15 protein-coding genes and 2 pseudogenes are annotated in these 18,747 nt (G+C 58.9%); 11 read left to right on the top strand and 6 right to left on the bottom strand.

Annotation, left to right across the window (positions count from 1 at the left end):
* Positions 1-2 precede the first annotated feature (2 nt).
* The 3 genes and pseudogenes from fhuB (at position 3) to EDE05_RS07165 (ending at position 3,314) form a co-directional block, all read left to right on the top strand.
* Entirely contained in the window at positions 3-1,979 is a 1,977-nt protein-coding gene (gene fhuB / locus EDE05_RS07175) for a Fe(3+)-hydroxamate ABC transporter permease FhuB (RefSeq protein ID WP_245505083.1), read from the top strand.
* A gap of 12 nt (positions 1,980-1,991) precedes the next feature.
* Positions 1,992-2,879 (top strand): annotated as a pseudogene (locus tag EDE05_RS07170) (IS3 family transposase); the annotation flags it as partial.
* A 183-nt stretch (positions 2,880-3,062) separates the two neighbouring features.
* On the top strand, positions 3,063-3,314 hold the full coding sequence (locus EDE05_RS07165) for a hypothetical protein (RefSeq protein WP_132409622.1): 252 nt from the start codon (positions 3,063-3,065) through the stop codon (positions 3,312-3,314).
* A gap of 271 nt (positions 3,315-3,585) precedes the next feature.
* Here the strand turns inward: EDE05_RS07165 and EDE05_RS07160 are convergent, their stop codons facing one another.
* The gene (locus EDE05_RS07160; RefSeq protein ID WP_132409624.1) at positions 3,586-6,357 is read right to left on the bottom strand and encodes a GAF domain-containing protein; all 2,772 of its coding nucleotides are present in this window, start codon (positions 6,355-6,357) and stop codon (positions 3,586-3,588) included.
* Positions 6,358-6,615: 258 nt separating this feature from the next.
* On the opposite strand from EDE05_RS07160, the pseudogene EDE05_RS07155 reads away from it, so the two are divergent.
* Positions 6,616-6,798 (top strand): annotated as a pseudogene (locus tag EDE05_RS07155) (transposase); the annotation flags it as partial.
* A 150-nt stretch (positions 6,799-6,948) separates the two neighbouring features.
* On the opposite strand, the gene EDE05_RS07150 reads toward EDE05_RS07155, so the two are convergent.
* Positions 6,949-7,908, bottom strand: a complete 960-nt coding sequence (locus EDE05_RS07150) for an MBL fold metallo-hydrolase (RefSeq protein ID WP_132409626.1) — start codon at positions 7,906-7,908, stop codon at positions 6,949-6,951.
* 93 nt (positions 7,909-8,001) lie between these two features.
* On the opposite strand from EDE05_RS07150, the gene EDE05_RS07145 reads away from it, so the two are divergent.
* Both EDE05_RS07145 and EDE05_RS07140 read left to right on the top strand, forming a co-directional pair.
* Positions 8,002-8,955, top strand: coding sequence for a LysR family transcriptional regulator (locus EDE05_RS07145; protein WP_132409679.1), 954 nt, complete (start codon positions 8,002-8,004; stop codon positions 8,953-8,955).
* 543 nt (positions 8,956-9,498) lie between these two features.
* On the top strand, positions 9,499-10,533 hold the full coding sequence (locus EDE05_RS07140) for a TerC family protein (RefSeq protein WP_132409628.1): 1,035 nt from the start codon (positions 9,499-9,501) through the stop codon (positions 10,531-10,533).
* Positions 10,534-10,622: 89 nt separating this feature from the next.
* Here EDE05_RS07140 and EDE05_RS07135 read toward each other — a convergent pair whose 3' ends face one another.
* Complete coding sequence (locus EDE05_RS07135) at positions 10,623-11,555, bottom strand: EamA family transporter (protein ID WP_132409630.1); 933 nt, start codon at positions 11,553-11,555, stop codon at positions 10,623-10,625.
* 78 nt (positions 11,556-11,633) lie between these two features.
* Between EDE05_RS07135 and EDE05_RS07130 the strand changes: the two genes are divergently transcribed.
* The 4 genes from EDE05_RS07130 to EDE05_RS07115 all read left to right on the top strand — a co-directional run bounded on the left by EDE05_RS07130 (position 11,634) and on the right by EDE05_RS07115 (position 14,063).
* A complete protein-coding gene (locus EDE05_RS07130) occupies positions 11,634-12,248 on the top strand; it encodes a CGNR zinc finger domain-containing protein (RefSeq protein ID WP_105372906.1) in 615 nt (204 codons plus the stop codon).
* Between the two features lie 132 nt (positions 12,249-12,380).
* Complete coding sequence (locus EDE05_RS07125; RefSeq protein WP_132409636.1) at positions 12,381-12,941, top strand: hypothetical protein; 561 nt, start codon at positions 12,381-12,383, stop codon at positions 12,939-12,941.
* Positions 12,938-13,501 (top strand): hypothetical protein, encoded by a 564-nt coding sequence (locus tag EDE05_RS07120; RefSeq protein WP_132409638.1) that lies wholly within the window; start codon positions 12,938-12,940, stop codon positions 13,499-13,501. The genes EDE05_RS07125 and EDE05_RS07120 overlap by 4 nt, the downstream gene beginning before the upstream one ends.
* Complete coding sequence (locus EDE05_RS07115; protein WP_132409640.1) at positions 13,491-14,063, top strand: hypothetical protein; 573 nt, start codon at positions 13,491-13,493, stop codon at positions 14,061-14,063. The genes EDE05_RS07120 and EDE05_RS07115 overlap by 11 nt, the downstream gene beginning before the upstream one ends.
* An 18-nt stretch (positions 14,064-14,081) precedes the next feature.
* On the opposite strand, the gene EDE05_RS07110 is transcribed toward EDE05_RS07115, so the two are convergent.
* Positions 14,082-15,374, bottom strand: a complete 1,293-nt coding sequence (locus EDE05_RS07110; RefSeq protein ID WP_132409642.1) for a hypothetical protein — start codon at positions 15,372-15,374, stop codon at positions 14,082-14,084.
* A 730-nt stretch (positions 15,375-16,104) separates the two neighbouring features.
* On the opposite strand from EDE05_RS07110, the gene EDE05_RS07105 reads away from it, so the two are divergent.
* On the top strand, positions 16,105-17,235 hold the full coding sequence (locus EDE05_RS07105) for an NAD(P)/FAD-dependent oxidoreductase (RefSeq protein ID WP_132409644.1): 1,131 nt from the start codon (positions 16,105-16,107) through the stop codon (positions 17,233-17,235).
* A gap of 15 nt (positions 17,236-17,250) precedes the next feature.
* On the opposite strand, the gene EDE05_RS07100 is transcribed toward EDE05_RS07105, so the two are convergent.
* Both EDE05_RS07100 and EDE05_RS07095 read right to left on the bottom strand, forming a co-directional pair.
* Positions 17,251-18,024, bottom strand: a complete 774-nt coding sequence (locus EDE05_RS07100; RefSeq protein ID WP_245505084.1) for an MFS transporter — start codon at positions 18,022-18,024, stop codon at positions 17,251-17,253.
* 60 nt (positions 18,025-18,084) lie between these two features.
* Positions 18,085-18,561, bottom strand: a complete 477-nt coding sequence (locus EDE05_RS07095; protein WP_134100608.1) for a hypothetical protein — start codon at positions 18,559-18,561, stop codon at positions 18,085-18,087.
* Positions 18,562-18,747: the final 186 nt, after the last annotated feature.

Below are 18,747 nucleotides of genomic sequence, written 5' to 3'. Positions count from 1 at the left end.
CCATGCCCATACGTGCCGGCCTGCCCCACTTTCTCCCTGCCGTCGTGCTCGGCATCGCTTGCGTTACGTCGTTCATTCTGCTGCTGGCGTTTCGCCCGCACGTTCCGGGGGAGGCAGCGCCGACCGCGGCGCTCGACGCAATCCTGCTGTGGAACAGCCTTCTGCCCCGCGCTGCAATCGCTTTGATCGCCGGTGCCGCGCTCGGCCTTTCCGGTGCGCTGCTGCAAAGGGTGCTGCGCAATCCGATCGCCGATGCCTCGACCCTCGGCATCGCATCGGGTGCGGAACTGGCGCTGGTTTTCAGTCTCGGTTTCCTGCCGCTTCTGGGCGGCATCTCCCGCGAGCTGATCGCTTTTGCCGGCGGCTTTGTGGCGGTCGCCATCGTGCTGGCGCTGAGCTGGCGGCGCGGGCTCGATCCGGTCACGGTAGCGATCTCGGGGATGATTGTCAGCCTGATCGCGGCCTCGCTCAGCGTGACGCTCATCCTGGCGCGCGGCGAATATGCGATGTCGATCCATATATGGGGTGCGGGTGCCCTCAACCAACAGGACTGGAGTGGCGTCAACTCGCTCGCGCCGCGGCTCGGAGCGGGCATCGTCGCCGCGGCGATGTTGTTGCGACCGCTGAATGTCCTGGCCCTTGATGATTCCAGCGCTAAAAGCCTCGGCGTGGCGCTGCACGGGGTCCGGTTTTCGATCCTTATCCTCGCCGTCTGGCTATCCGCCTCGGTCACGGCAACAGTCGGCATCATCGGCTTTCTGGGGCTTGCAGCGCCCGCCATGGCAAGGTTCTGCGGCGCGCGAACAACCGGACAGGTGATGATAACGTCTCCTCTTGCGGGAGCCGCGGTTCTCTTTCTGGCCGATTGCCTGACGCAATTGCTGGGTCCAGGTTTTTCCGATCTCGTACCGACAGGTGCCGCAACCGCGCTGCTCGGCGGGCCGTTGCTTCTCCTCCTTCTGCCGCGCGTCAACGGATTCTCTGCCATGACCGCAACAGCCGATGCCACCTCGCGACAGTTTCGAAAGCCTGCCGTCGCGCTGTCGCTCCTGGCAGCGGCGCTTGCCGTCATCCTCGCACTCGTGCTGACTTTGGGCCCAACGGATAGGGGCTTGAGCGTTGCACTTGGTCCGCTCTTTTCCGAGCTCCTGCCCTTCCGCCTGCCGCGTATCCTGGCAGCCGGCGGGGCCGGCGCGCTGCTCGGAGCAGCCGGTTTCACCATGCAGCGGGTGACAGGCAATCCGATCGCAAGCCCTGAAGTACTCGGTGTTTCGAGCGGCGGCGGCGCCGGTTTGACGATCGCTCTCTTCGTCTTCGGTGTCCCGTCACCTGCAATCGTGCTTCTCAGCATGGCGCTCGGCTCGCTTGGCGCCTTCCTGGTGACGATCGCAATTGCCGGCCGCTCCGGATTTTCGGCCGAACGGCTGCTGCTTGCCGGCATCGCCATCAGCGCCTTCTGTATGGCAATCGTCAGCATGGTGCTCGCCCAGGGCGACATGCGCAGTTATGTCCTGCTCACCTGGATGTCGGGATCGACCAATCGCGCTGGCGCTGTCGAAGCCTGGACGGCAATGATCACGCTCGTGGTGTTGACAGCACCGCTTTTCCTGATGACCCGCTGGCTCGCCATCCTGCCGCTCGGCACCAGCCTCTCCCGCAGCATCGGTCTTCATGTCCTGCTGTCCCGCCTTTTGCTCGCCATTCTTGCTGCATTGATGACGGCGATCTCATCTTTCCTCATTGGCCCCTTGAGCCTGGCGGGATTGATCGCGCCGCATCTCGCCCGGCTTCTCGGCTTCCAGAAGCTGCAATACAATCTTGCCGCGGCGATCCTGATCGGCGCAGGCGTGATGATGATGGCCGACTGGCTGTCGCGGGTTGTCATCTATCCCTATCAGGTGCCGGTCGGCCTCTTTGCCGCGCTGATCGGCGGTCCCTACCTTCTCTGGCTGCTCGGCCGAAAGGAAAGATCCGCATGATGGCAGAACGCTGAAGGAAGCCTTGGGAAAAAAATAACACGGCCGTCTCAACGCCGAGAGCCTTACGGCAAATGCGAGCATTTGCCTATCGGCCAAGGGATGGCCGGGAAAGCAGTGGCGTTGCACGGGGTGAGCATTGCGCTTGCCTGCCGCACCTTCGAGGTCAGCGAGACCTGCTATCGTTACAGCGCCAAGCTGAACGACGAGAACGAGCAGATCGCCGATCTCCTCATCGGACTGACGCGGGCAAAGAAGACCTGGGGCTTTGGCCTGTGCTTCCTTTACCTGCGGAATGTCCGAGGACATCGCTGGAACCACAAGCGCGTATACCGCATCTACCGTGAGCTGGAGTTGAACCTCAGAATCAAGCCACGCAAGCGTTTGAAGCGGGACAAGCCGGACGCTCTGACTGTGCCGGATGCGCCGAACCTGGTCTGGTCAATGGATTTCGTGGCGGATCGTTTGGAGGATGGTCGGCAATTCCGACTGTTGAATGTCTTGGACGACTTCAACCGCGAGGGGCTGGGCATCGAGGTGGACTTTTCGCTGCCTGCTGAAGGCGTCATCCGCAGCCTGAACCAGATCATCGAATGGCGAGGCAGACCATTCGCAATTCGTGTGGATAACGGACCTCAGTATGTCAGTGGCAAACTGATGGAGTGGGCAGCAACGCAAGGAATTGCCTTGAGCCATATCCAGCCCGGAAAGCCGCAACAGAATGCCTATGTCGAGCGCTACAACCGCACCGTCCGACATGAATGGCTTGACCAGTACATCATCGAAAGCATTGAGGAGGCGCAGGAATTCGCCACGCAGTGGCTCTGGATGTACAACAACGAACGGCCCAATATGGGCATCGGCGGCATAACGCCCGCACAGAAACTGAAAATGGCCGCGTGAATTTTACTGCCGAGCCCCGTTAAGAATGGGGGATTACCGGAGCGGCTCAGCGGGTGGTGGAAAGCGAGTTCTACGGTCCCCTACTGCTTGCCAAATAGGGTGCTCCCTCTCTGCCTTCGTCGCGCCTTCAAGCAAGCCATTTACGCGGCAGTCGATTTCGTAAGCGAAAATGGTCCACAACTGATGGTGCAGACTTTCATCGACGAAGAGCAACTGACCGCCATCAGCTATCAACTTTATCGAGATTCCGAAGCAATCCTCGAACACTGGCGGCATGCCGATCCCTACATCGCTGAAGTTATGCGGTATTGCACGGTTGTCGCGTTCGAGATTTACGGCGAGCCAAACCCCGCGGTTATGGAACGGATGAACCCCATGCTTCAGGCCGGTCGCGCTACCCAAATGGTCCGTCTCGCGGGTTTCGTTCGGCAATAACCAGACGCTCGATCGCGTTACCACGCTCTCGGGCGAGAGCTTATGTTGGAACTGCAGTGCGGCGCTGAAGGCAGACTGACGTTCTGATGTGTTTAGGCGCTTGCACAAGCAAGTCCGGTGTTGCCACAACAACAGCTCAATGCCGCCGGTCGCGGCGCCCGGATTACCTTAACAGCTGCTCACACCTTAATGGGAGTTGGACCAGCGATATCGGTTTTCGGCCAGAGCGTGCTGGAAATCGGGCGGTCGTAAGGCTGGGATCTCGCGTGGGCTATTCACCTTCGATGGACACCTTCACCCGTCGTGCCAGCGTATCCATGTCGAACGGCTTGGTCAAAACCTCCATGCCTGGCAATAGATGCCCTTGGTTTAACACTGCATTCTCCGCGTAGCCCGTCACAAACAGGACAGGTAGGTTCGGCCGCGTCTCGCGGGCACGATCTGCAAGCTGGCGGCCATTCATGCCATTTGGCAGCCCCACATCGGTCAGCAACAGGTCGATCTGTCGATCTGCTTCCAGGACCTCGGTTGCCTCACGTGCGTCACCAGCCTCAATGACCACATAACCCAATTCCTCCAGTTGTTCAGCAGCGACCATGCGGATCAGAGGCTCGTCGTCCACGAGAAGGATTGTCTGACTTGGCGCCGCAGCAGTCGGCCTGCCGGCAGGTATCGTCTCGTCCGCGCCAACCTCCCCCGTGAACCTAGGCAGGTAGATGAATACAGCCGTACCTTCGCCCAGCTCCGAAAAGATCCTGACGCTGCCGCCGGATTGGCCGGCGAACCCCCATACCATCGACAAGCCGAGGCCGGTCCCCTGGCCGATGGGCTTCGTAGTAAAGAATGGATCAAAGGCGCGAGCGACTGTTTCTGGTGCCATGCCCGTACCCGTGTCCGAGACAGAAACCGATAGATATTGACCGGCCTTCAACCCCAGAGCAGGCGCCATGCGATCATCAATCCAATGGTTTGCCGTTTCGATCGTCAACGTGCCGCCGGATGGCATCGCGTCGCGTCCGTTGATACACAGGTTCAGAAGCGCGCCTTCCAATTGACCCGGATCGACAAGTGTCGGCCATGCTCCGGATCCCTGAACGACCTCGACGGCGACTGCGGGGCCAACGCTCCGACGCACCAGCTCCTCCATCGAAGTTATGAGCTTGTTGACATCCGTGGGCTTGGGAGCAAGCGTTTGTCTCCGGGAGAACGCGAGCATACGCTGCGTTAAAGATGCGCCGCGCGCGGCCGCGCCAGTTGCAGCAGTCAGATAACGATCGATATCGCTCAAACGCCCCTCTGCCACGCGGCTCCTCATCACCTCGAGACTGCCGAGGATCCCTGCCAGGAGATTGTTGAAGTCATGGGCCAGCCCGCCGGCGAGTTGCCCTACGGCCTCCATCTTTTGCGCGTGCCGCAGAGTTTCCTCCGCTGCCATGAGTTCGCCAGTGCGCTCCGCGACCGTTGCCTCCAATGACTCGTTGGCGCGACGCAACTCCGCCTGGCTCGCGAACAACTCGGCCTCTGATCTTACGCGTTCAATATGGGCCCATGAGCGCTCGGTGACTTCCTGGACCAGCGCAAGTTCATGAGACGTCCAATTATGCGGCAGCTTGCGATGGACGGCCATGAGAGCCGTAAGTTTTCCATTTTTCACCAGTGGCAAGCAGATCGTCGCCGCGATGCCAATTTTCCTGAACGTGGCTGCTTCTTCCGGGGCAAGTTCCTTCAAATTGTCACTGATCACGAGGGGGCGTCCCGCAGAAAGCTCGTCAACGGCTAATCTGCCAAAATCTCTGAGATGATATCGGCCAGTAATGTGGTCGGAACCGGGGGCCGCCCAGTCTCCTCGTATGGTGAAGCCGTCCTCGTCAGCGTCCATGTCGGCGTAGGCGCAAACGGATACGCCCAGTTGTTCGCCGAGCATACGGGTGCTGGTTTCCAATATGGCGTCCGCATCCTTTAGCGGAGACGTCGTCTTTCCTAGCGCATCGAGGAAATCCAGCCGCGCCGTATACCGTGCCTTTTCAGCTTCCGATTTTGCGCGCTCGACAGCCGACCACGTCCGTTCGGCAACCTCGGTCGCAAGAGCAACATCGTTATGCGTCCACTTGAGTGGAAGCGGATGGTGAAGAAATAACATAGCTCTTAATTGGCCATGTTTGATCAGGGGCACTGCCAAGACGGTTCGCGATCCGATTGCATGGAACACCGCAGCCATGCTCCCGATCCGATCATCCTGGTCGACGTCGTCTACGCACAGGACTCGACCGTGTTTGAGCTCTTCGATGATCGACGGGCCGAAGTCATTCATGCGGTATTTGCCAGCAGCACTCGCGATTCGCCCGTCTGTCCAATCGCGCTCCACGATGACGTGTTCTTCTTCATCATCGATTTCACCGTAACCAACTCTTGCTACGCCGAGCGCTCTGCCCAGTGCTTCGGAAGCTGCGGCCATCACTGCAACTGGATCTGCGATATCCCTCAGCGTTTCCTCCAACGCGAGATGAAAGGCTTGCCTCTTCTCCAGCATAACGCGCTGGGTGGTTTCAGTGACGGCGCAGAACATTCCCCGCACGGCGCCATGGTGATCCCGTACCGGCGAATACGAAAAGGTAAACCAGCTCTGTTCGTCATAGCCGGCGCGGTTCATAATCAGCGGAAGGTCCTCGCTGAAGGTGGCGATGCCCCTCATCGCTCTATCAATAAGAGGGAAGATGTCGTCCCAAATCTCGTGCCATATATCCTTGAACCGCGCGCCAAAGGCGGCCGGATGCTTTCCACCGAGTATCTGCGCATAGGCGTCGTTGTAAAGGAAGGCCAGTTCGTCACCCCATGCCACGAACATGGGGAACTGGCTATCGACCATCAGGGCTATCACCGATTTGAGAGAGGGATCCCAACAGTCCGGCGGGCCAAGGGATGTGCGTGCGAAGTCAACCGTTTTCAGGAGTTCGGCAACCGGATGTAGAGTAAGAGGCGCCTGCAGAATATTCGGCCCGGAATCCATCAATCCGTCATCGATCGCGATCCACGCATTAGCCATTAGCACCCCCGGCGCATCAAAAACGCTGTTTAACGTCTGTTAGCGCGACAGAGTTCCGCCAGCTAAACTCAAGTTCAGAATCTCAGACGCGGACACGCGCTATCTTGCTGATGCCAGTGATCGTAGTAATGCCACGGACTTACCTGAGCCGGTGGCCGGATTTACCTGGTATCATCACCACTTTCCGACGGATCTTCACTGAGCGTCCGAATGTCGGCCGCTGAGTTTATGCCGACGACGCACGGAGAGTGCGGCTCTTCGAGGCATCACAACGTCGAGTGGCACTACATCGCACCGGGAAAGCCGAGGCAGAACGGCTATGTCGAGTCCTCCACCGGCCGTATGCGTGGCGATCTCTTGTACGAAAGCCTGTTCTTCGGCGTTGATCGTGCCCGCAGCACCATCGAAGAATGGCCGGAGGATTTTAACCATTTCCGACCGCGGCGCCTGTTGAGCATTTGTACTCATTCAAAAGACGAAATCAGCAGGAACCCTCGGCAAGACGACGTTCTTAACTGCCGAAGAAGAGGCTGTTGTGCAGCCTCTTCACTGATCCGCTTGTTTCACCGGATGACAGCCGGTTGTCGGACCTTAACCGTAGTTGATCGGCAGCCAGTCGTAATTCGTGCTGTCTTTGCGCACATGGCCGATGCCCGGAAAGGCGATATGCGCGCCTGCCACAAGATATCTGCCTTCCACCGCCTGCTTGAAGGCAATGTCGCGTGCGGCCACGGCGCCTGTCTGGTCGATGTCGAATTCAATGGCGACGCCCGGTTCATCGAATTGCACGATATCGCCATGGGTGATGTCGCCCCAGAATACGATCTTCTGGCCTTCGCTTTCCAGCGTGATGGCGCTGTGACCCGGCGTATGCCCCGCATAAAGAATGGAACCGAGACCGGGAACAGGTGCCGCGTTATCCGCGAAGGTCTCGAATTTTCCAGCTTCAGCATATGGTGTTACACATTGATCCGCCTCGACGAACTGCTGCTTGACGATGCCCGAGGCTGCCTTCGCATTCGCCGCACTCAGCCAGAATTTTGCCTCTCGTTCATTGACCCGCAACATGGCGTTCGGGAAGGTACGTTTGCCATTGCTCATCAACCCGCCGGAGTGATCGGTATGAATATGAGTGAGGACGACATCATCGATGTCATCCACCTTGTAACCGGAAGCCTCAATGCTGGACACGAGTTTGCCGAGCGATGGCCCTAGATAGGCACCGGTGCCTGCATCGATCAGCACCAGTCTTTCTCCAGTATTGACAAGGAAAGCGTTGACGGAGGTTGGGACCATGTCCGGCAGAAACGCATCTTTCAGCGCGTTTTGTGCATCGTGCTCGCTGGTGTTGGTGTAGAGCTTGGCAAGCGGCAGGGCTACAGTTCCGTCCGACAGGGCCGTAACCTCCACAGTGCCGATTTTTAACCGGTAGAATCCGGGTGCTTGAACAGCTGCAAAGGGTGCTTTGGCGAAAGTGACTGACGGCACGACAAAAGGTACGACGACCAGGCCGGTCAGAGCGCTTTTGAGAATGGAACGGCGGGATGGCATAAATTTGATCCTTGATTGAGGGTGCGGAGTGACTTGCAAGTTCCTCGTCATCAGCTAAGGATGTCTCGATCAGCAATCAAATCGATACCACTTATGCAAGTCATCGATCACTTCAATCTACGTTCATTCGATCTCAATCTTCTCGTAGCTTTCGATGCCATGATGGAAGAAATGAGCGTCACCCGTGCAGCGCAGCGGCTGAAAATTCAGCAGCCTGCCATGAGCCACAATATATCGACCCTGCGGACCTTGTTTCAGGATGAGCTCTTCATCCGTATAGGACAGGTGATGAAGCCCACGGCACGAGCGCTCAATCTGGCCGGTCCGGTACGGCAAGCTCTACGGCAGGCGCAAGCGGCCGTCTTGATGGCGGACGTATTCGATCCGGCCACCGAGCAACGCACGTTCCGGCTGGGACTTTCCAGCGAAGTGGAACTGCTGTTGCTGCCCGATCTGACGGCACGCCTGCGAGAAACCGCACCGGGCATACGCATTCTGGCTCGCGGAGGTGATGCGGCAGAGGTCGACGCGATGCTGGATGCGGGCGTCATCGATCTGTCTGTGGGGTGCAGCTATCTACCGGACTCACGGCACCATTGCGAGCCGCTGTATCAGTCCAGCGTATTGTGCTGTTTCAATCCGCATTTGCTGAAGCTTTTCAATCCGGTGGGCCTTGATGCCTATATGGCAGCACAGCATGCGGTGATCTCGCAAACCGACAGCCTGCATGGCTGTGTCAAGGATGCGCTGGAGCATGCGGGTGCAGAACTGGAAGTGGTGGCGGCAGCTCCCGATTTCATGTCGGTATTGGCGACTGCACATTCATCAGCGGTGATTGCCACCGTCTCATCGCGCATTGCGCTTCGTTACGGGCCGCTGCTGGGCCTTGAGGTCAGCCCGGTGCCACTGGCGCTTTCTTTTCCACCGGTCGCAATGGTCTGGCCGCTTCAGATGGATAGCGATCTTGGCTGCACATGGTTACGGCAACAGATCCGTGAGGCGATGCTGACGACGAACGGGGGCAATGTCGTGGATGTTGCGGCCTGACGTTCCATAATGAGCAGCGTGCGTTTGAACGCCATCCGGCCTAATGGGGGACCTAACCATCTATCTAGGCATTCCGAAATCTGGCCGTTGAAGGGATGTGAACTGCCGATCTGGTTGTCAAGATCAACTTATCATCTCGACTGCACTTATAACATACGTCGGCCGCAGCCGAGAAAGAATTACCGATTTGGGCCGGAAGATATTCGATCACCAAGTCTGGACGATCCCGGCCATCATAGAGCGCACCACGGTCGCCATCCGTGGTTTAGGTGCTATTGCAGGAAATGCGGCCCAACCCAGCTCCGAGATTTTTAGGGAGTCGTCGACGCTGCAGCCACTGTCGGGAAAATTCGCGATCGATCCTTGATCCAAAGAGCCTGCAAACCTATCTGGCTATTGCGGACCGGGCCCCTCTCGCGGAGGCTGATCAAGCCTCGTGATGTCGGACCGCATCGGAACGATCCCGATGCTCTGACAGCCCGGCATTCGCGCCACAGTCATGTGCGGTCGCTCCGATCATTTCCGATCAAGAGGAGCGACAAAATGGATTTTCTCTTCACCGACTTGCTTGGCACGCCTGTCTGGTTCTGGCTGGCATTTCTTGGCCTCGTCGCCGCGCTCACCGCATTCGACCTCGGGGTCCTTCACAAGGAGGATCGCGAAATGGGGATCAGCGAGAGCTTGAAGCTCTCAGCCTTCTATATCGGGATTGCCCTGCTGTTCGGGGCCTGGGTCTGGTATGCGCGCGGGCCTGAACCCGGCATGCAATACTTCACCGGCTTCTTCATCGAGAAGGCGCTTTCGATCGACAATGTCTTCGTCATCAGCCTGATCTTCACCTATTTCGCGATCCCGCCCAAATACCAGTACCGGGCGCTGCTGTGGGGCATCCTGGCTGTGATCGTGTTGCGCGGCCTGATGATCGCCGGTGGCGCGGCGCTGGTGAATGAGGCGTATTGGGTCCTCTACCTCTTTGCGGCATTCCTGATCTTCACAGGCGTGAAGATGTTCTTTGCGGGCGACCAGCCGATGGACGTCGCGAACAACCGCGCGGTACGGTTCATCTCGACCCATATGCCGGTCACCAGGGAACTGCATGGCCAGCGCTTTTTTGCGCGTGTGCGGGACGGAAAGACGGGCAAGCCGGTCATTGCGGCGACGCCACTGTTCCTCGCGCTCGTCGTGATCAACCTGGCGGATCTCGTGTTCGCGGTGGACAGCGTGCCGGCCATTTTTGCAATCACCACCGACACATTCATCGTCTACACCTCCAACATCATGGCGATCCTGGGTCTGCGCGCGCTTTATTTCGCGCTCGCGGCCATGGTTCACCGCTTCCACTACCTGAAATACGCGCTTGCGGCGGTGCTCGTGTTCATCGGAACAAAGATCTTCGTCGCTGACTTCTGGCTCGGAGGAGATAAGTTCCCGCCTGCGGTAAGCCTTGGCGTCACCTTCGCGTTGATCGCAGCCGGTATTGCGTATTCGCTGTGGCAAACACGTAGCGAGCCGGAGCCTGACCGATCAAGAGAGGCGGGATCAAAGGACTCAGCCCGCATCTCAGACCCTAAACCATAAGGTCAGGTGGTGGCTCGGTTGGCGAAACACAGCATTTCGCGCCGGACTCGAACTTCGAAGCCGGACCGTAAGGAAGGTCCGGCAACCGGTTATTGCCCAGCTTTCCTTGCCGCCAGAAGAAGGCTCTCAAGCCGGTCGGCGAACAGGCATCCCCCCGCGGCCAGCATCATCAAGATCATTCCGGTGACGCTCTGCAGGGTGATCGCCTCCCCTGCCAGCAAAGCACCCACGCCGACGGCGATCGCCGGAGATACGAAGGCAAAACTGCCGGCTCGCGACGGGCCAATGTCCCGCAAGAGCTGCATGTAAATGCTGTATCCGATCAAGGAACCGAAGATGACAAGAAAGAGCCATCCCGCGATTGCGCGCCAGCTCCACATGGTCCCGATGGCGGCCGTGGCATCCGGCTCCATGATGAAGGAAACTGCGAGCAGCACGCCACCGCCGATCAGCGTCGTTGATCCAGACAGGACCACGCTTCCATAGCGCGATATGAGCGGTCGCGCGAGCACCGATCCCCATGCCGAGGAGATCGCTGCCCAGGCAACCGCTACAAGACCGAGCACTGCCGACGAGCCTGCATTGGTCGCCGCGAGCGCAGGTGCGAAGAGAACGGCCAGTCCAGCCATGCCGAGCACCATGGCGCCAAAGCGAACGATGCTCCAGCCCTCCTCACTCAGCGCGATGCCGAAAACAAGCAGAGCCAGCGGCGTCAATGACATCTCCAGCACGGCGGCCGTGCCGGAGGGGACGAATTTCATCCCCCAAAACAAGGGACCATAACAAAGGGTAATCATAAGCAGACTGGTGACGAGCAGCCGAACTACGTGCTGCCCCTGCATCAGCGTCAGGGAGCGCCGGATCGCACCCCATCCCAGGAGCACGATCCCTGCGCAGATGAAACGTGTCGCGGCAAAGAGCATCGGAGGAACGGTTGTGACGCCGATTTTGACGGCGATCCATGTCAGTCCCCAAACGAGGCAAAGGATGAGGAACTTGGTGAAGTTGCCAACAGATGTCACTGGGCTTATCCTATGTAACGGTTTAAATGCATTACATACGTTACAACAAGGTGCCGGCGAACTTGTTCCGGTGGTGACATGGCGACTTCGACGAGAGACATGCCGCTGAATGGCGGCCATCCGGCTCTTGACTTCGTCAACACGGTTGACAGCCGAAGGGGACGATGGGGCCCTGACCTGCTGCGGTGTTGCGACGACCTTATCGTCCTGGCGGCGCGGGTTGGCCTGATCGATGAGAAGCAGGCGGTCATCCTTGACCAACTTGCTAAGAGGCGGCCGCAACAAGCAGGAACCTTAGTTGAAGAGGCGATCAGCTTGCGGGAGGCGATATACGACCTCTTCGTGGTGGAAGACACAAATCAGCCCTACCCGGACAAGCCGTTTGCAGTTATCCACGAGAGGGCCAGGCGCGCGCGTGCGCGGCAGCGTCTCTTCGAAACAAAAGAAGGCTTTCAGTGGCTGCAGCCGATTAGCGAACTTACCGACCTTGTGGACCTGTTCGCCTGGCAGGCGTCTGAACTGCTCATCAGGCGACATGAGCGCCGTCCGGTGCGAGAATGCAAAGGCGATAATTGCGGCTGGCTGTTTCTCGACACTTCGAAGGGCGGGCGCCGTCTTTGGTGTTCCAATGCAACCTGCGGCACGCACGCAAGGGTCAAACGCTTTCGAAGAAAAGCAGACCCCCAGAATTAGGGCCGGCATACATCCGCTGTGCAGCAGGGTCGGTGCATAAAAACAACCCATCGGGTCGAAAAAACGGGAGACTTCGACTATCTATCTCGGCATGATCGATTTTGCGGACCGAAGCCGGCAATGACGCGGAAGATGAGCAGGGCTTGGCTCACAAAGCTGCTCGCCGGTGCGGGCGGACTGTTGGCCGCAGCGCTTTCCCTAGGATATTCCCTATACGAGCAGCGCGAAGCCGACATGATTCCGCAGGTGGAAGCGGCGACGCCGGTTGAAGCCGGACGCTGGAAGGTTTCCGTCAGCAGAAGCACTATCGACGCAGCGATGCCGAACGGGGCACGAATATCGCCAGGCAAGAAGGCGGTCGTCGTCGAGATGATGCTAGAGAATATCTCGGCGGAAAGCTCGAACCTCTATGGCAACCTGATCAAGCTCGCCAATGTCCACGATGCATCAAAGCCACAATACTATTTGAAGCGTGACCGGGCCATATTGTGGGACTTGCATCCGAGAATGCCTGAAGCTGTAACTGCAGTCTGGGAGGTTCCGGCGACACTTTCGCTACCGACTGTTTTGCGGCTACGGATCGAGGGCGCCATCTTCAAACCGCGGGACAATCTCTATGCCGCGCCCGGCTGGTTTCCTTCGGGCAGCGTTGCGGAGGTAGCATTGCCCCTCAATGTGGGGATTGAGCCATGACGCGGCAAGCCCCGATGGTCCTCACAATAGTCCCCGTCGCTGCGCTCCTCGCGGCGTTGCAAGCAACGACGCCGCCCTATGCCATGCTGACCGGCCCAATCCGCACGACAGGGCACCAGACCGAGACGGTTTTGAGCACGACCTTCGGCGTGAAGGTCCATCGCGTATTGAAGGCCGGAACGATTGCCTACGCGCGGTTCGGGCGGGCAGTCCAACTGCAGACTTCCGGAGTTTGGATCGTGGTCTCCGCCGAGCTGCGGGCCTTCCAGAAAACGATGCCGGTTCGCGCAGCGACCCTCATCGGCGCCTCCGGCCGATCGTATCGCCAGTCTCGGCGCGCAGGGGAGGCTCCAGGCATTCTCTCGGCGAAAGTCGTTCAGCCTGGCTTGCCGACGACAGGCATTTTCGTTTTCGAGCTCCCCGACGACGAGACACTAGGCATGAAGCTCGTGCTTTCGGAGCAATATGATCCACAACTGAAGGACGAGATCGGCGTGTTTCTCGAAGACGATGGAACGGCCTCGCGCGACAGGCTGGAGATTGGCAAAGATGGTGTTTGACGGCGAGCGGAAGATGTGGTGGCTTTCGCTCGCCAGCCTGCCAGCGCTCGTCGCTGTCGCCGTCGTGATCAATGCCTGGCGCAATATCGAGAATTACAGGCACCGCATCGAGACCGATATCACGCAAGGGCCGGATCACCTCGATTACGCAGGCGCGACGTGGCGGCTCGAAAACGTACGCCTGCTTGGTGATGGCCGGGACGCCAAACTGCGCCTTCCCGGTCAGATGCGACTTGTCATCGTTCGCTTGGTAGCGACAGCCACGCGCGACATCGGTGATGCCTGGGGACAATGCGAGGTCAGCCTGACGGATGGAACGGGGCGTCGCTGGTTGCCGCTCGACGTCAGCCTGTCAAACGATATCAGCCGCGACCTCGATCCTGGCAGGGAACCCGTCAGTGGCTGCGGTATCACGTCGCTGAAACCGCCTCCAAAGGATCATGCTGCCCTGATCGAAGAGAAGTTCGTGGTTCCGGCTGAGGCAGTTCCGGTCCTCTCGGTCAAATTGAGCACAGCTGCCTTGCGGCCGAAAGCAATCGGTTTTGCTCTTGATTTGAATTGAAGTCGCGGCGCTCCGCCTTCATTTTCGGCCCCTCCACTCTCGCCCTTGTGCGAATCCGATCTCGAGCGTGGCCGCCAGAAGGCAGATCTTGATCGGCGTCACCAGTAGTCCTTCGCCCGGCTCGCTTGGCGTGCCTATGAAGGGTGAGATGGTCTGCGCGATGATCTGCCAGAGCGACAGGTCATGTGGGCCAATGAACTGCGTGAGACCGTACCAGGCCCACGCGGATCCCCAATCCAGCAGGCGATAGACAAGAATGGCGGCGAGGATCGCGACGATGCCGGAGTTCAGCGCGAGGCCGACGCCCTCGGCGAGGGCGCGATACCGTTTAAGTGTGCCCTCAACGAAGTGCGAAATGAAATCGCGTACGGATTTCGGCAGCGTCTGCCAGCGGGAAACGGCACGAGCGAAACGCCCCTCACCTAACGCGGGCTCGCCGTGGATGTCATAGCCGTAGACAAGAGCTGCGAGCGTCAACCAGACCACGGGGTAGAGCGAATAGAAGAATAGCCCGACTAGTCGTGTGTGGAGCGGCAGGGGGGAAAATTCTGGAGGCAGCGGAATGGCTTGCTGTGCGGCGGCGTCTGCTACCGGCGTCAGGGAGCTAAGCAGCATGCCCATCGTTTCCGGCAGATGACTGAACCAGGCTCGAACGTCATCCTCCCATTCAGAGAGGACGAAGAGGCCGATAAAAGCCCAGTTGGCTTCGCAAATCACGATAAGGATCGGCCATATCGAGGCACGCGAACGTTTGTGCATAGCCTTTGCGAAACGGCGCACGGCCCAGGCGACGACCACGGGCGCGATCAGCCATGCGCTACCCGATACGTCAAGCAGGCCGACTGCCTCGCCCGAAAGAAGGAGACTGAGAGACAGGCGGGAGTAGTCGCGCACGGTGTCGCCCAGAAAACCCCAGGCTGCGTAGAAGGCGAAGAAGGGGACCAGAGTGAGAGCCAGAGCGCTCACGAAATTGCCGGGAACCGTTTCGATCTCGGCATGCGGCTGTCCCGTCAGCGTCCGCGAGGCCGCGTCGAGGGCCGGCAGGCCGCGGCGGACCGTCTCGAACAAAGCAACGACGACGACGAGCTTCAGCAGGACCACTAACGCCAGCGCCGACAGGCCGGCCAGCGAATTCCATCGCCCGATCATGGCTGCGGCCTCGTTCAGCAGGAGATTGCCGATAAACCCCAGCAGCCAGAGCGCCGCCAGTTGCGGCCAGAAACGCCAAAGCAGGGAGGCCGTCAGATGCAATAGTTGAAGGGCGGTTCGAATACCGGCGCTGAATCCGATCGACGAAGCAGGATTTGACATCTGTTCCCAATAGCATTTCGTTGACTGCGGGCCAACGGCTCAGAACATGAAGATGCAGCGCGCGCATTACCATTTGGGGCGTGACGACAGGCAGTTGATAGCCACCTTTTATCCGGTTCAGAACGGCCTGCTGATCACTGGACAGAATGCCCGCTCGTGGTGGACCGGGCTGGAACCCTTGCCAGTACGCTAAGGTTCACCAAAACCTCTTGATCAAACGCCTTTGTGACGAAGGCGGCAGTCAAACCTCCCCTCGTCTCAAACACTAGGTAGTGGCTGCGAGCGGCGCCTCCTCCGTTACCCGAATTTTCCGGGCGAGGTTGCGAGAAGCCTCTTACGCTCCACTACCTTCCTATTGTACTTGGGTGGCCGGGTGGCGGACGTCCCTTACTCGGTACAAGAATTATCGAGGGGCCTCCTACCCGCGAACCTCTGCCAGTGAGGATAGGTGACCGTCCGACCATCATCGCGAACTGAGAGCCGCAGCCATGCAGAAGTGGAATGAAATCGCTCACCTGCAGGCAGCGTAAGCGAAGTGGCGGGCGAGGCTTTTGACCGCAGCCTGTTAACTTGACGGTGTCATTGCGTGATCCGATCAGCTTATATAGGGTTACATCCGTCGCGAAAATCGGCTGCCGGTCCTGGCAGTCGCAGATACGTCCGTCATGACTTTTGTCCTGGCCGCACCAGCGTCTCCCGAAGCAACAGATCTATCTGCAGGAGCGCTTACATGCGTCATTCCATCACGATTATCGGTGCCGGCCTTGCCGGCCTGACCCTCGCACGAATTCTTCATCTTCACGCTATTGCGGTAATCATCTACGAAGCCGAACCCACCGCCAATGCTCGTTCACAGGGCGGCCTGCTCGACATTCACGAACACAACGGCCAGATCGCACTCAAGGCCGCAGGACTTTATGAAAAATTTCTCGGTCTCGTCCGTCCCGGTGAGGACGCCAAACGCGTGGTCGATAGGAATGGTGCGGTTCTGTTCGAGCATCCCGGAGACGGGTCTTTCCGGAGTCCGGAAGTCGACCGGGGCGATCTGCGCGCGATGCTGATCAACTCGATCCCGGCCGATGCGATCAAGTGGGGGCACAAGCTGACATCCGTCACGTCTCTGGAGGGAGGCCGCCGTCGTGCCACGTTTGCCAATGGGACAAGCGTAGAGACCGATCTCCTTTTGGGGGCGGACGGCGCATGGTCGAAGGTTCGTCCGCTTGTCTCCGATGCGAAGCCCATTTACTCGGGGATCTCATTCATCGAAACGATGCTGCTCGATGGGGATCGGCGGTTCCCGGCCATTGCCGAGGCAATTGGCGAAGGCACGCTGATGGCTGTCGCGCCCGGTCAGGCCATCCTCGCCCATCGTCATGCGGACGGAACGCTCCATACCTATATCGCCCTGCGCAAGCCCGAGGATTGGACGAAGTCGATAGACCTGACCGATACCAGGGGGGCCCTGGCTCGGATTGCCGTCGACTTCGAAGGATGGTCGGAGCCTTTGCTGACGCTTGCGACCGAGAGCGACACCGCGCTCGTGTTCCGTCCGATCTATGCGCTGCCGGTTGAGCACCGCTGGTCGCGCAGGCCCGGCGTGACTTTGCTGGGCGATGCGGCGCATCTCATGTCTCCCTTTGCAGGGGAAGGGGCTAATCTGGCGCTTTATGACGGTGCAGACCTCGCCGAGGCGCTCATCGCGTCGCCGGACGACCTGGAAGCGGCCCTCGGTCGCTATGAGGAGAAGCTCTTTCCTCGAAGTGCCCGTATCGCGTCTCTGACGGCGAAAAATCTGGACTGGTTCTTTGGCGAGGGCGCCCCTGAAAGCGTCGTGGCGCTGTTTCGGCCGCATCTTGGATAGGGCCCCGCCCCTGAGTCATTGCCCGGCCAACCTTGACGATCTCACTGGACCGACATAGTGGACGAGACTGCCGCGTTCGGCCGCCGTACTTAGGTAGAGGAGCTGCGCGCCGAACACGATCCCGGTCGCGATGATCAGCAGGGCCACACGGCGCTTCGACAGGATCCGCCCGCTATTCCGAACCAACAGTTTCGGCCGGAATTCTATACGTTTAGCGACCGGCAATGTTTCCGGGTGTCGCATTTCCAGCCAGATGCCAAGCAGGACCGTGATCAAGAGACAGATACCGAAGACGCTGCGCCAACCGGCAAGCGAGATCACACCCTGACCCAGGGCAGGAGCCAGCATCGGCACGAGAATAAAGAGCGTGAACATGAAGGACATAACGCGCGCCATCGCGTCGCCTTCGAACTGATCGCGGATCATCGCGCGTGTCGCGATCTTCGGCCCGGACACGCCTACACCCTGAAGGAACCGGCCCAGGATCACTATTTCGAGCGAGCCTGCCAGCATCGACGTGACGGTCCCGATCGCATAGAGGCAAAGGCCGAGCACGAGCGCCTTCTTGCGCCCTATCGCATCGGACAACGGCCCTAACAGCAATTCCCCGAACACCATGCCGAAGATGAACAGCGATATGACGTGCTGCGTGGATAGCGGCGGCGCGACACCAACCTCTTCTCCGATCTGGCGTAATGCCGGCAGGAGCGCATCGATGCTCAGCGAGGTCAACGAGGTCAGAAGGGCATAGAGGATAATGCGTTCGCGGAAGCTGATGGAATATGTCATGTGGTTATATACATTTATAGAGATACCCAGCGAAGAGACCTGCCGGGCTTTAAGAGATCCTCAGCCGCGAGGTCTTCGCATGCCTGGCTTCATGCCGTCCGGGCATTGTCCTTGATACACGGCCTCGACCGTCGAAATCAGCTTGTCTCCTTTCCCGCCTATTCCCTCGAACAAACTGGCGGAAACAAAGTGGTAACGGGATGTGAAATCTCCTTCATAGGTGACAGTAAGCTTTACCTTGCCCGTCATCGAGGATTGGCAGTTCGCCTCGATTTTCCGGGACCCGAGCGTAGCCATCCTGTTGGATACCACACACTCCTGCGCGAAAGTCGACCAGACATCCGTCTCGATGAAGTTGGTATGAGTGTCATCGACGCACAAACTCCCTTTTACCAAGCGATTATCTGGCGAGTCGAATACCCACAAACCTGTCTGACGCTTTGGAAAGTCGTCAGCGGCGACCGCCGCTGGAGGCCAAGCTGCAAGCAGTGCGAAAACCGAAAGAAGTTTAACTGACATATTGTCCTGGTCCTTCATTTGTTTGTTTGTTTGAGAATGCGAGGCCCAACAGGACACCTTCCATCAACGAAAATCGCCAACACCGTTGTTTTCCACCCGCACTGTATCCACAACCTCGAGAATGGCGGCAATGACCACATCGGGCCGAGTGAACTGGATATAGTGTCCGGAATCAGCCACCAGCTGATGACGGCTGCGCGTTGA

Source organism: Neorhizobium sp. R1-B (assembly GCF_004368875.1).
Classification (GTDB): domain Bacteria; phylum Pseudomonadota; class Alphaproteobacteria; order Rhizobiales; family Rhizobiaceae; genus Neorhizobium; species Neorhizobium huautlense.
The sequence above is the reverse complement of the archived record's forward strand: the minus strand, read 5'-3'. Positions and strand labels throughout refer to the sequence as shown.

Excerpts from the sequence above, each read along its gene's own strand:
- fhuB (WP_245505083.1), top strand. The coding sequence starts at position 3 with ATGCCCATACGTGCCGGCCTGCCCCACTTTCTCCCTGCCGTCGTGCTC.
- EDE05_RS07165 (WP_132409622.1), top strand. The coding sequence starts at position 3,063 with ATGGTGCAGACTTTCATCGACGAAGAGCAACTGACCGCCATCAGCTAT.
- EDE05_RS07160 (WP_132409624.1), bottom strand. The coding sequence starts at position 6,357 with ATGGCTAATGCGTGGATCGCGATCGATGACGGATTGATGGATTCCGGG.
- EDE05_RS07150 (WP_132409626.1), bottom strand. The coding sequence starts at position 7,908 with ATGCCATCCCGCCGTTCCATTCTCAAAAGCGCTCTGACCGGCCTGGTC.
- EDE05_RS07145 (WP_132409679.1), top strand. The coding sequence starts at position 8,002 with ATGCAAGTCATCGATCACTTCAATCTACGTTCATTCGATCTCAATCTT.
- EDE05_RS07140 (WP_132409628.1), top strand. The coding sequence starts at position 9,499 with ATGGATTTTCTCTTCACCGACTTGCTTGGCACGCCTGTCTGGTTCTGG.
- EDE05_RS07130 (WP_105372906.1), top strand. The coding sequence starts at position 11,634 with ATGGCGACTTCGACGAGAGACATGCCGCTGAATGGCGGCCATCCGGCT.
- EDE05_RS07125 (WP_132409636.1), top strand. The coding sequence starts at position 12,381 with ATGAGCAGGGCTTGGCTCACAAAGCTGCTCGCCGGTGCGGGCGGACTG.
- EDE05_RS07120 (WP_132409638.1), top strand. The coding sequence starts at position 12,938 with ATGACGCGGCAAGCCCCGATGGTCCTCACAATAGTCCCCGTCGCTGCG.
- EDE05_RS07115 (WP_132409640.1), top strand. The coding sequence starts at position 13,491 with ATGGTGTTTGACGGCGAGCGGAAGATGTGGTGGCTTTCGCTCGCCAGC.
- EDE05_RS07110 (WP_132409642.1), bottom strand. The coding sequence starts at position 15,374 with ATGTCAAATCCTGCTTCGTCGATCGGATTCAGCGCCGGTATTCGAACC.
- EDE05_RS07105 (WP_132409644.1), top strand. The coding sequence starts at position 16,105 with ATGCGTCATTCCATCACGATTATCGGTGCCGGCCTTGCCGGCCTGACC.
- EDE05_RS07100 (WP_245505084.1), bottom strand. The coding sequence starts at position 18,024 with ATGACATATTCCATCAGCTTCCGCGAACGCATTATCCTCTATGCCCTT.
- EDE05_RS07095 (WP_134100608.1), bottom strand. The coding sequence starts at position 18,561 with ATGAAGGACCAGGACAATATGTCAGTTAAACTTCTTTCGGTTTTCGCA.